This is a genomic window from Pseudomonas sp. PvP001, from assembly GCF_040546375.1.
GTDB classification, from domain to species: domain Bacteria; phylum Pseudomonadota; class Gammaproteobacteria; order Pseudomonadales; family Pseudomonadaceae; genus Aquipseudomonas; species Aquipseudomonas coleopterorum.
This window is the reverse complement of record NZ_JBEPNQ010000001.1, coordinates 2,953,556-2,966,562: the sequence shown is the minus strand read 5'-3', so window position 1 is coordinate 2,966,562 and position 13,007 is coordinate 2,953,556. Positions and strand designations below refer to the sequence as shown.

At 59.5% G+C, this 13,007-nt stretch carries 6 protein-coding genes and 1 pseudogene; 6 read left to right on the top strand and 1 reads right to left on the bottom strand.

Features of this window, described 5'->3' with window-relative positions:
• Positions 1 to 185: 185 nt before the first annotated feature.
• Positions 186 to 2,216 carry a hypothetical protein gene (locus ABMD26_RS13415; RefSeq protein ID WP_134723555.1) on the bottom strand — a complete coding sequence of 677 codons (2,031 nt, stop codon included), beginning with the start codon at positions 2,214 to 2,216 and terminating at the stop codon, positions 186 to 188.
• 480 nt (positions 2,217 to 2,696) lie between these two features.
• Here ABMD26_RS13415 and ABMD26_RS13410 point away from each other — a divergent pair, with 480 nt between their 5' ends.
• The 6 genes and pseudogenes from ABMD26_RS13410 to ABMD26_RS13385 all read left to right on the top strand — a co-directional run bounded on the left by ABMD26_RS13410 (position 2,697) and on the right by ABMD26_RS13385 (position 12,972).
• Positions 2,697 to 3,713, top strand: a complete 1,017-nt coding sequence (locus ABMD26_RS13410; RefSeq protein WP_354310034.1) for a hypothetical protein — start codon at positions 2,697 to 2,699, stop codon at positions 3,711 to 3,713.
• Positions 3,598 to 5,457 (top strand): autotransporter outer membrane beta-barrel domain-containing protein, encoded by a 1,860-nt coding sequence (locus ABMD26_RS13405; protein ID WP_354310032.1) that lies wholly within the window; start codon positions 3,598 to 3,600, stop codon positions 5,455 to 5,457. Before ABMD26_RS13410 ends, ABMD26_RS13405 begins: the two co-directional genes overlap by 116 nt.
• A gap of 122 nt (positions 5,458 to 5,579) precedes the next feature.
• Positions 5,580 to 7,553, top strand: a pseudogene (locus ABMD26_RS13400) (autotransporter outer membrane beta-barrel domain-containing protein); the annotation flags it as partial.
• A 14-nt stretch (positions 7,554 to 7,567) separates the two neighbouring features.
• Entirely contained in the window at positions 7,568 to 7,849 is a 282-nt protein-coding gene (locus tag ABMD26_RS13395; RefSeq protein ID WP_354310030.1) for an autotransporter outer membrane beta-barrel domain-containing protein, read from the top strand.
• Positions 7,850 to 8,251: 402 nt separating this feature from the next.
• Positions 8,252 to 9,949: a hypothetical protein gene (locus ABMD26_RS13390; RefSeq protein ID WP_134723558.1), complete on the top strand. Its 1,698-nt coding sequence runs from the start codon at positions 8,252 to 8,254 to the stop codon at positions 9,947 to 9,949.
• A 452-nt stretch (positions 9,950 to 10,401) separates the two neighbouring features.
• Positions 10,402 to 12,972 carry a hypothetical protein gene (locus ABMD26_RS13385; protein ID WP_354310027.1) on the top strand — a complete coding sequence of 857 codons (2,571 nt, stop codon included), beginning with the start codon at positions 10,402 to 10,404 and terminating at the stop codon, positions 12,970 to 12,972.
• The last annotated feature ends 35 nt before the right edge of the window (positions 12,973 to 13,007 follow it).

The window sequence follows — 13,007 nt, the reverse complement described above, 5'->3', positions numbered from 1 at the left end:
AGTTACCCGATGGCCAACGTTGCGGGGTGCGTTACTACAGAGGAAATGTGGACAGTTTAATCAGCAGTGCGCGTGGCGGATTTTTCATCGCGAAAGTACTCAGGCAGGTCAGCGTCCGAAATGAACCAGTGAAGGCCTGTGGCGCACCTGCTCCACTGGAGAGCAGGCGCGGCACCGCTTCTTTTTCAGGGGAGTGTGGGAACGGTGCAATACCCTTCGACGCGCACACTGATAACGACCGGAGACTTCGCCGACACCGCTGGGCCGACCGCGTTGGTGATGGTGATGTAAGCGTTGGCTGTCAAATAACAGATCGCTTTCAACTCATCTTCCGTGATATCGGCCTCCCAGTAACCTGCAGTCAAATCGGCAGCCTCAAGCGTGTGATTGCGCTTCACTTCCGTGGCAGGAATTTCCGCAGCGTTAGAATCCGTACGACTATTCACCGCCACAAACCTGACGTTGACAGTATTGCCAGCACTCACGTTTGCCAGCGGGGTACCAGCGCCATCTATGAGCGGCACTCTGATTTTTGTGCCATCGGCGCCAGCGGCCCGATTGATCACGAGATACGGCCCCGACTGGAATGCCTCCGGATACAGCGCCAGCGGCAAGCCCGCTGTGCCACCTGGCAGCGATGCGGTATTCACCACCTGCACAGGGGTGGCGGGTGAAAGCGCCTCACCGATAGCAGAACCTGCAAGCACCCGGCGAATGGAGTAGGAAACCGGAACCTCTCCACTGGGGGACACGCCAATGACTGAGGCATGGTCGACGGTAAACGAAATGTCGCTGGTATCGGTGGCTTCAATGGGCCTGGTGACTGTCCTACTCCCCCATGTTACCGCCAAGGTATCGCCAGCCGCCCAGATCGGGCTGGTATCCGCGCCTGTGTACGGAATGATCGCAGTGGCGTCGTTTCCATATTCGTCGGCGGGAATCATGTTCGAGGAGCCCCCACTGCTCAGTACTTCCAAAGGCCTCAGGTTCTCATGTACAGGCGTACCTGGCTCGGGATCGACAATGCCACCTGGCGTTGTAAGGTTCACTTGCACGGTTGTAGCTGCTGACCTGGGAATCTGTACGCTGGCTCGCAAGACGGAATACGTGACATCGACGGTTGCCGGCCAAGTGCTGCCGTTATTCACATAGGTGAAGGGCACGCCGATGGCCATCATAGGGTCATTCCAGGTTCCACCTGGGGGGGTGCCGATCTCCCCCGTCAGGCCAATGGCCGAGTTTCCCCAATAAACAAGAATCTGATCCTGAGGCGCCGGATCGGTATACCGCGGGATCTGGACAGGCAAGCCGTCTGGCTGAAAGCCAGGAGCGGCGTCTGCCCAAGTGATCAACCCGTCATCGTTGGCTGGCACCAGCGGGGCGGCCAGTGTCGAAGGAGCGTTCATCAGGATTTTGAGCCGTACTCCGGGTGCCAGTGCGGATCTGACGTTCCCGGCCTGATCCCTGATCTGGTAAGAAAACCAACGGTCGCCGTCGCCCATGGCCACGAGACTGGCTTTTGGAATGCCGATCTCGTAATGATCATTGGGATCGCCAACGGTGAGTGACAGATTGGGGTTGAAGGCTAGATAGTCTGAGTCGGTTGGATTTTCGTCCGTTGAGTAAAAAAGTGTTGCTACATCACCAGTAGCCTCATCATACCAACCTGGAAGAACGGTGATCAGCTCATCGTTGTTATCCAGCTCCCCTGGGGTGACACCATCCAAATGTTCGATGGCAAACGACATGGCTCCCAAGTCAGCAGAGCCAGGGGGAGTGCGGTCGACAATAACGGGGATTGGGGCTTCCGCTGGCTCAGCATTATTTCCGATCGCTTGCCACGTCATGTAGTCGATCACATAACGTCTTTCGTCAGGGATCAACGCAGGTGTCAGTGTGAGCTCTGTAAAATCCGGTGGTTCGACGATGGGCTCGATGATGCCTGTAAGCACGCCGTCAACCATGAGCTCGACCTTATCAAACTGTTTGTCCGCTCCTTGCCAGGCCAGAACCTTTACGATGATGTCTTTGTCCAGCATATCGCTCGGTATCGTTCCGTCAGGCAATCGTCGGTCGATAACAGGGTCATTATAAGGTGGTTTCCGTGTTTGTACGCCTCTACGCTGCAGGGTGTCGGCTGAGAGAGGAATGGGAAGTATCTTTACCCGCGGAAGTTCGGCTGCGGGGTGTTCGATGACTTTCTTTTTACCGGCCATTTTCTGACTCCGTGATAACTCCAGATACAGATCGACTCCAAGAGACGACCCAGAAAGAGATGCCCACTGTCGGCACTCGTGCCCGGCAAAGTATTGCGCCGTATTTGTAATGCTTGCCAGTCCCTTTAATCATTCGACTGGAGACGGCGTTATGATCAAGACATCGATAAACTGCGCAACCTTTTGATTACAGAGATTTTTTAATGAAAGTCCAAGCTGGCATTGTATTTATTCATCGAATACCTACCTGCAGGCCAAAGCGGCATATATAAAAAATAATGCACTGATCACGCACCGTGATAAATATTTTTCTTCACGGACACGTAATTGTAAATATATTTACAGCGGCAGACTTTACAAGCGCAATGTTTGACAACGAGCCGTCAGCAAACTAGTTATATAACCCATCACCCGTAGAGTTCTGTCACCGGCCATTGGAGGGCGTGTGGCACGAGTAACCTGTTACGCAGCGGAGTTATCATGATCAAATGCCCCAGGCTTTTAGTTGCCTACCCCGCACCACTGGCAGCCTCGTTGTTGGCACTCTGTTCCATGCCCACTCAAGGCGCTGACCTGGGACCCGGCCAATCGGCCACCGTCACTGCCAGCCAGCCGGCGGAACGCTGGGGGCTCGAGAGCGCTGTACTCGATGTTCTTCCAGGCGGGAGCACACTTGCGATCGCATTACGGGCGGCGTCGACGCTGACGGTCGATGGCGGGAGTGTCCAAGGCGGCACGTCCATAGGCATAAACGCAAATGACAGCACTGTTTCAATGCAGAACGCAACACTGACCAGTACCGGCAATTATGCCCTTTCCCTCACGACCAATCTGGGCGGCAGTCAGCCCGGCTCCACCGGTACCGTGATCAGTTCGAGTGTTACCGGCGCCTCGCGTGGCATCAACATGACGCGCAATAGCCAGTTGACGTTACGGGACTCTACGGTCAGTGCCTCCGCCACCAACGGGTATGGCATGACAGTGTTGGGTAGCACTGCGGTGCTGGACAATACCGCCGTTACCGCCCCTAACGTCGGCGTCCTCATCGGGGCCGATGGTGTCACCGCCACCAATGTCAGCCTGACGCTGGACAATGGTTCATCGGTCGTGGCTTCCAGAAACAGTGCACTTTCCACAGTGGCCAATGGTGTGGCCAACGCCACGGTACGGGTCGCCAATGGCTCGACGCTCACCGGTGGCAATGGCGTGATCCTCGATATACCCGTGGAGGCGACGTTTGCATTCACTGTGGATAACAGTCAATTGACCGGCAACATCCAGGCTGTGGAGATCGCTACCTTGAACGTGGATCTGCGCAACAACGCAAGCTTGACCGGCAATGTGACCAATGCCCGACAGCGTATTGCTGGATGCAAGCACGATGACGGGCGATGTCACGTCGCTGCCAGGCAGCGGCTCGACGGTGGACTTGCGCAACGGATCCTCGCTGTTTGGGGCGGTGAGCGATGTAGACACCTTGACGCTGGATGCCAGTGAGCAGACCGGCACTATCAGCAACGTGACGACGGCCAAGCTGTCGAACGGCTCCACCCTTGCCGGTGACGTCAGCAATGTCCAGGCGTTTTCACTCGATGGGAGCACGATGACGGGCAACATCAGGAATGTGAATGCCCTCGCCCTGTTGTCCAGTTCATTGGCTGGCGCCACCGACGCTGTGCAGACCATGAGTCTGGACGCCACTTCACGCTGGACACTGAGCGGCAATTCCACTGTCGGTGCACTTGCGCTTGATGGCGGGACCGTGGAACTGGGGGGAGGCAATGGCAATTTCAGAGTGTTGAGTCTGGGTAGCCTGAGTGGTACCGGGACCTTTGCCATGGGCACTGACCTGGCTGGGCATCTGAGCGATCTGATCGATGTGAGTGGCACCGCCGAAGGCAGCCATAGCCTGCGGGTGCGCAATACCGGGGTGGAGCCCGCGGCCGATGACAGGCCGCAGCGTCTGGTACACACCGGCGGCGGTGCGGCCAACTTTGCGGTTGTGGGAGGCGTAGTGGATGTCGGCACTTACCAATACCAGCTCGAGAAGCGGGGAACTGAATGGTTTCTGGTGCAGGCGACTACGGGGGGGCCGACTGATCCGACCAACCCTACGGACCCTGGCCCCGTAGATCCTACGGATCCGACTACTCCCACGGACCCTGGACCTACAGATCCTACAGATCCTACAGATCCGACCACTCCCACAGACCCTGGCCCTACCGACCCGACTGATCCTACGGACCCTGGCCCTACAGATCCTACGAATCCACCCGATCCCACGGAACCGACCACTCCAACCAATCCGGGCGATGGTGGGGGACCCATTATCAGCCCCAGCACTCGCGCCGTGGTCGGCGTGTTCAGTGCAGCCCCCACTGTGTGGTACGGGGAACAGAGCACCGTGCTTTCGCGCATGGGCGAACTGCGTGACGGGCACACTGCAGGCGGCGCATGGGCGCGCACTTACGGCAACAAGTACAGCGTCTCGGCAGGGGATCAGGTCAGCTACACCCAGCAGCAGTACGGTGTTTCGCTGGGCGTGGATACCTCGTTGCCTACCCAGGAAGGTCAATGGCTGCTGGGCGTGATGGCAGGCTACAGCCAGTCGGATCTGGACTTGCAGCGTGGCACTTCCGGTTCCGTCGACAGCTATTACGCAGGTCTTTACAGCACGTGGATGAACCCCGCGGGTTACTACGTGGATGCGCTGCTCAAAGCCAACCGCTTTCGCAACAAGGCCGATGTGCGCATGAGCGATGGAGCCAAGGCCAAGGGCGATTACAACAACTATGGCGTGGGTGCCTCGGTGGAAGTGGGCAAGCATATCGAGCTGGGCGACGCCTGGTACCTGGAGCCTTTCGTGCAAGGCTCGATGCTGTGGGTGGAGGGTGAAGGCTACGGCCTGGACAACGGCCTGGAAGCCCGCAGTAACCATGCCAATTCCATGCTGGGCAAGGTAGGTAGCCACTTGGGACGACGCATGCCACTGGCCAATGGCGGGTTCGTGCAGCCCTACATAAAGCTGGCCGCTGCTCACGAGTTTGCGCGCAACAACAAGGTGAACGTCAACGGCAACCGTTTCACCGATGACTTGTCTGGTACCCGCGGCGAAGTGGGTGCCGGGGTGGCCGCGCAAATCACCGATGTGCTCCAGGTTCATGCCGATACCAGCTATTCCTCCGGTGACGCCGTGGAGCAGCGCTGGGGCGTCAACCTGGGGCTTCGTTACAGCTGGTAGGGCCGCGTATACCTCTAAAGATCTAGGATATTTCCTACAGCAATCAAAGAAGGAGGTGACGGTCTAATTTTGGAGCTTCACCTCTAATACGCCTCATCGATAACATAAGGCGTATCAACTACATGATTGTGAGTAATCGCTTCACCCCCCTCGCCTGTACGGCCATCACCATGGCCACAGGCTTGGCTCTGACATTGTCCAGCACGGTTCTGGCGGGTGATCTGGGCGCGGGTCAGTCTGCCACCGTGGACGAAACCTCTCCCGTTGAAAGATGGACCCTCATGAACGGCGCTCGCGTCACCCTCACCCCCGGCGCCGAGAGCAACAAGATCGCTGCCTACAGCGCCTCTGTCGTAAACGCCAGCGGCGCGACCATCACCGATACCGGCTCTGCCCTCCTGTTGATCGACAGTACCGCTCTTATCCGGAACTCGAGCATGCGCTCCACGCAGCGCTATGGCCTTGAGATGCTCACTCAACTCGATGGCAGTGGGGGCAGTGGTGGTGGCTCCACGGCGACAGTGACAAACAGTCAGATCGAAGGTGTGAGCAGGGGCATCAGCGCCACTGCCAATGCCCAGCTGACTTTGGAAAACACCCACGTGCGGGGCTCCGGTAACGGTACAGGCAATGTGACTCAGGGCGGGGTGGGGGCGATGCTGCTGGGCGCCCGTGCATCACTGCAAGACAGTTCCGTGACAGGCGATCACATTGGCATGGTGCTGATACGTGATACCAGCGTTACGACAGGCAACACCGTCCAGTTGGTACTGGAGCATTCAACCGTGCAAGGGAAGGCTGGCAGCGCCATCACCGTAGGTGGCGCCGGAATCGGTGTTACCGGCTCCGGGCTGACTGCTGATATCACTGTGGCCAATGGCTCAAGTCTGGTGGGTGGCAATGGCCGAATCCTGGAGGTCCGGGAGAGCAACGTGGTGGCCATGACCGTGGACAACAGCCGACTGAACGGCAACATTGTCGCCGATGAAGTGGCTGACCTCGCGCTGACGTTCAATAACGCTACCTGGCTCACCGGCAGTATCGAAGGTGCCGACACACTGGCCATCGACGCCAGTTCCGGCTGGTCCCTCACTGGCGACAGTCAGGTCGACCAACTGACGCTGAGCGGCATGGTCGACCTGCGCGGCATCGATGGCAACGCCAGCTTCGCCCACTTGCAGGTCGGTGAGCTCAGCGGCAGCGGTGCCTTTGCCTTGGGTACCGATCTGGCCGCAGGTCTGGGCGATTTTCTCGATGTCGGCGGCACTGCCACCGGCAGCTATTCCCTGCTGGTCGAAAACACCGGCGTTGAACCGAGCAGGAATGCCGATGACCTGCGTGTGGTGCATACCGGTGGCGGAGACGCAGACTTTGCCGTCGTGGGCGAGACCGTCGACGCAGGCGCCTATACCTACCGGCTGGAGCAACGCTCGGACGGCAGTGGCGCCAACGACTGGTTCCTGGTCCAGGTCAAGCAGGCTTCGCGCAGCACCAGCGCTGCCGTTGGCCTGTTCAGCGCCGCGCCGACCGTTTGGTACGGTGAAACCAGCACCTTGCGCACCCGCATGGGTGAACTGCGCAACGGTACAGGACAGGGTGGTGGCTGGTTACGCAGTTATGGCAGCAAGCATAATGTGTCGGGCGGCAGCGAGTTTGCCTACTCCCAGCGTCAGCAAGGCATTTCCTTCGGCGCCGACGTGCCGCTGCCTACCTCCAATGGCCAGTGGTTGGTAGGTGTGATGGGGGGATACAGCAACTCCACCCTGGACCTCAAGGCCGACAGCTCAGGCAAAGTCGACAGCTTCCATATCGGTGCCTACAGCACCTGGCTGGCTGACAACGGGTTCTACGTGGATGCGCTGCTCAAGGCCAACCGCCTGCAAAACCGCACTGACGTGATCATGCGTGATGGCCAGAAAAGCAAGGGTCGCTACACCCAGCACGGTGTTGGCGCCTCGGTGGAGGTGGGCAAACGCATTGCATTGGGCGAAGACAGCTTCGTCGCGCCTTACGCCCAGCTGTCCGGGCTGTGGATCACCGCGGGTGATTATTCGCTGGACAACGGCCTGCATGCCCAAGGCAACAACGCGGACTCGCTGGTCAGCAAGGTGTGGGGGCGCAGGTGGGCCGGCGTTTCCCCCTGGCCAATGGCGGCAGCATACAGCCCCATGTCAAGGTGGCAGTGGCCCACGAATTCGCCAACCATAACCAGGTCAACGTCAACGGTAACCGCTTCGAAAATGACTTGTCGGGCACCCGTGGCGAAATTGGCCTGGGTGTCTCTGCCCAGATCGGCGACAGGCTGCAGGTGCACGCCGACTTCGACTGCATGCAAGGCAAGAACATCGAACAACCCTGGGGCGCCAGCGTAGGCGTACGCTACAACTTCTAGACCTCTACCCGCCCCCCACGGATCCGCTGCTGCAGCGGCGGATCTGCCCGCACCCGTGTTCGCGCTTGTCGAGATGTATCGCGCAGACGTTACAAGCGCTGCACCCTGCTTCAACCACATCATTGCAACGAAGATGGGTATCGACCTCTGTGCCTTCACAGACGTATCCACTTGGAGCATTTGATGATGACCGATTCTTCTCTTCCCGCTCGATCCACGGGGCTGCCGCCGTTCGAGGTCCCTGGCCTGCTTGAGGATGGCACCCTGCCCATCGCTCTGCGGGGTCAAGACCTGATCGTGGAAATACCCCTACCTGATCATGCCGACCCTCTGACTGACAGGCTCGACCTCATGTGGAATGACAAACCATTGGGTGTCCAGGTACCCATTGATGGGACGTCCATGATTCAACGGCTGATACTGCCCCAGGCGCTGTTGCAAGCTGAAGGTCGGCACACCCTGGACTATGTGCTTTACCATGGTTTTGGTGGCAACCCGCTAAAGGCCGAACAAGCTCGACCGGTGATTGTCGACCTGACCGCCCCTGGCTCCAACAACCTGGGCGCCCTGCTGTTCGCCGCCGAGCATTACCAGGGTGTGATCGAGCAGAACCTGGTGGACGGGGCCCTGCGCGCCTTCGTTCCCGGCTGGATTTCTCAGCAGGTGGGAGACGTCGCTACGCCGTGGGTCGCCAAGGGGCGTTACCCCGCACCTAGCGATTTCATCGAGATGCCTGCCTACGAGCAGGTGGTGAAGGAAGCGGGTGGACGGCTGATCCTCAACATTGCGCAGCATGAGCTCAAGGCATTGGGGGACGGCTGGATTTCCTTCAGCTACAAAGTGCGGGACAAGGCGGGCAATCGTCGCAGCAATCTTGCCTTTTCGGCGCCGCTCAACGTATTGCTCAACGAGGCTCCGGGCAACCTGCGCCCGCCCCGTGTGCCAGCCTTCGACGATGGCCTGGTGACCTGGGACGACGCGCGGCCAGGCGTGCCGGTCAGCATTCCTGGCTACGACAACGCCACTCCAGGCGACGTCATCGGCGTCGCCTGGGGCGATCAGAACGCTGTGGTTCTGACACTCGGACCAAAACCCGTTGGCGGTTACCCAGACCCTCTCATGAATGTGCCAGTGCCCCGCTCCCTCGTTCAGCTGCAAGGCAACGGTTCCGTCGCCGTGACCTACTGCGTCATGCGCAATGGCGTACACGTCGGACCATCGCCGGCAGCGGTTGTCGAGGTCGATCTGCGCACCCCGGGGGGCGTGGACCCCGACCCGCTGACGCCGGAACACGACAACCTGCAAGCTCCCCAGGTCTTCAGTCACAGCGGCGTACGTGACGAAATTCCTGCCGGTGACTACGGCGCTGATGCGGTCATGGTGATTCCGCACCTCGATGCGGCTGGCGTCGCCGTCTGGCAGGATGGCGATGAGCTGGAAATCCACTGGGCAGGCATTACGGTGGGACGCAGGCTCGCGGGTGACAACAGCGATATCCGCTTTGTCATTGATCACGGCCAGGTGATCGAGCCAGCACCCACCGGTCCTGTCAGTGTGTTCTACCGGATCAAGCGCCCATTGGGCGGCGGACATTACGGTGTAGCGCAATCACCTGCGGTGCAGGTGCGTGTGGTGAGTCTGGCCGCACTGCCCGGCGGTGTGGCCGGGGTTCCGCTGGCGAACTATCCGGAAGCGTTCATCAGCCTGGGGCATTGGGTCATCAACAAGGCAGCGAGCGTGGACGGCACCTTTATCCGCGTGCCGTTGCTGCGTCCTGGTCCGTCGGCAGCCCCGCTTGAGAACGTGGCGGTAGGTGACCATGCGAGCGTACGGTTTGTGGCGGTGAACCATCTTACCGACCCTGCTGCCGCCGAGATCCCTGCAACGGAGGTGATTGTCACGCGAACCTTGAAGCACGAAGACCTGGCCGCTGGTTACTGGGACGCCCCTATCACTGAAGATCAGCTCAAAGCCATCTGCTCTTTGACGGCCAACAGTTACATCACCCTGACCAATGCCACGGGTTCAGCCACTTCACCTCGCTCACCCGTGATTGTCAGCGTGCGTGTTCTGGGCTACTGCACGATTCCGACGGTGTGACTCAGCGCTGGGAGGGGGGCACTCATGCTTCCCTTCCAGACCGACTGCAAACAGTGGCATACGCGACGGCCCACACGATGAAGGATGCAGAATGGACGCTGGGAATAGAAGACTTTACTTGGACACCTGGCATCGTTATAAACCCGCCAATATCAAACAGCCAACTAAAGATTTTAGAATTCATGACGTGCAAGTTTGAATTGTTTTTTTCCTGACGGCCTGTCGCGTACAAAAATATACTTGATTATGATCTTCCAAGTTCGACGCCCTCTCTCCGGGAAATCCATTGCATTACAAACGGTTATCCATACTAGTTCGCTTACCTTATTACTATTGACTGTGTTTGCGCTTATTGCGCACTCAGACTAACTTTCTTCACCAGGCGATACTTGATTTATCGCACTGCTCCTCACACTTTCGATACTCCCTCAACTTCTCCGAGGTGAACCATCGTGAAAAATCCGCCCCGCGCACTGCTGGCCAAACTGTTCAACCGCACCGCGTCCTCGGCCTTACGCACTCTGGGCGCGCGCCATCTCATCACGCCCACCCTGTCACCGCCCGGCATTCCCGCCAACCACACCGGCGGCCTCAACCAGGGCCACGTCGAATCCGGCGAGGCCCCGGTCGTGGTGCCCGTCTATTACGGTATCGAAACCGGTCAGGACGTGGTGCTCTACCTCAACGACAACATCGTCGACACCCGTGTCGTGATCGACGAGAACCAGTCGCTGCTGACCTACATTCCGGCACGCGAACTGCCGCGCGGTGACTCGGACAACACCGTGCACTACCACGCTTTCACCGGCTTCAACGGTGTCAACGAGGAGGCCTCCTACCCGGTCAGCGTGCGGGTCAAGACCACGGTGCCGGGCAACCCGCCGGGCGACCCAATTGAGCCTGGGGTCAACCCCTACCTCAGTGCGCCTGTGGACGTTCCCGAGAGCATTTCAAATCCCAACGCCGTGACCACCGTGCCAGTGGGGGTGCCAGCGTACGCCAACATGGCCGAAGGCGATGTGATCACCGTGTTCTGGGGCGGGGCCGGGGTTGTGGCGCCACCCCTGACCGCGGCTCAGGTGGGGCGCGTGGTGTATGTCGAGGTGCCGCAGGCGGTCATTCTCGCGCGTCCCGGCAACAACATCGTGGTGCGTTACCACGTCTACGACGCCGTGCGAAACTATTCGCTGTACAGCCCGAGCGTCTTCAGCAACGTGACGCCCGTGGCCACCTTGCCTGCGCCCCTGATCGCGCGCGAAGTCAACGACACCTTGAACATGGACAGCCTGGCCGGCTCGGACATCGACATCATGGTGATGCAAAACACCATCAGCCCCACCGCCGACATCACCCTGCACTTCACGGGCCAGCCTGAGGATTGGCCTTATCTGGACTTCAGCCTTGGCCCGATCCGGTTCGGCAGCGCGGAATTCCACACCTTCACCGTGCCCAACGTGCTGGGCCGCAGCCTGGTCAACAGCGAGACGATCGTGTTCTATGAAGCGGTCACCGACGGTACCACCGCGCGTTCATTCAATGCCCAGGCGCAGGTGATCGGCACCGCCATCGACCTGCCAGCCCTGGTAGCCCCCGATGGTCCAGGCGGTCTGCTGGACCTGAACAAGATTTCCGGCGCCACCTTCGACCTCACCGCCCCGGCCAACACCGCGTTCGTGCACGACACCTTGGTCCAATTGGTGTGGGAAGGCATCAACGACGCGGGTGATACCTTTCACCACGAGCTGCCCCAGACGGTCACGCCGGCCAGTATCGGCGATGCCGTCACCTTCAAGGTGCAGAAAGGCTGGGCCGAAGAAATCGCTGGCGGCAGCGTCGAGCTTCACTACAACCTGATCGTGCCGGGCACGGCGTCGGTGACCTACGTCTCCAACGTGCTGCCGCTCAACATCGCCGGAAAAGCTATTCTGCTGCCCGTACCGGAGTTCGAGCCGGCGCTCACCGCCGACGACGAGCTGGACGTGGATAACCTGACCGGGGCATTCAACGTCAAGGTCAACATCGTCGACACCGTGTTCGTCGGCGGTATGTTGAAGGTGCACTGGCAGGGCCAAAGCGCTGCTCGGATCCTCGAAGCGCCCGTGTCCAGCACCGGGGTGATCCGGGTGTCGGTGGATCGCGCCACCCTGATCGATCCCAACCTGGATCAAAGCGTGGACGTCTGGTACGAGATCGTGCGGCCGGGCGGCCAAGTAGGCCGGTCGGAGCATGTCTTGATCTCGGTGATCAGCGGCGCCAGCCTGGTGTGGCCAATGCCCGAGGTGTGGGATTTCACCGATAAGCCGGTCAATCCGTGGAACCCGGTCAGACCCGGCACCACCCAGGCCAATATCGCCCGCTTCACGCTGCGTGATGCACGGCTGCAGGTGAACGATAAGGTGTCGGGCGCCTTGAGATTGCCGGATGGTACAGTTCAGGGCATAAGAGTGATAACCGTTACTACAGCAGGCTTTGCCCAGGGCGAAATTGCATCCGACACGCTGGCCGGATTATTGGGCACGACGGTGCGGGTGTCCTGCTTTCCGGTTCTGGGCGGCGTACCGGGTCCTACATCCGAAATGTTGACCTGGCAGTTGCAAGCTCTGCCACCTTCGGCGTTGAGAGAGTTGATCATCCGGGAGGCCGACAACGGAGGGGCTGGGCCGGAATTAGACGTTGGCAGCCTCACCGACAGGGCTACCCTGCGCGTCGGCGGATGGCCGTTCATTACCCAGGGACAGTCGGCATGGCTGACAGTGTCGGGTACCAATCAGGATGGCAGCACTTACAGCAAACAGGTGATCGGCCCACCCGACGTCGTCGACCGAGGCTGGGCCAACACAGAGACCAAGACATTTTATTTACCAGCCGCCGAACTCCAGGGGCTCATGAATGCCAGCTCATTGACGCTGACGTTGAAAGTGGACACGGCAGGAGGAACGAACGAGGCGGCTGCCGTTGTCTTTACACCGAAAATCTACACGGTGAAGTCGACCGGCACCCCAGTGGCGGCAAAGGCGCTCTAGGGCGAGGGTGCAACTTCCGTGTCGCGCACGCTCAC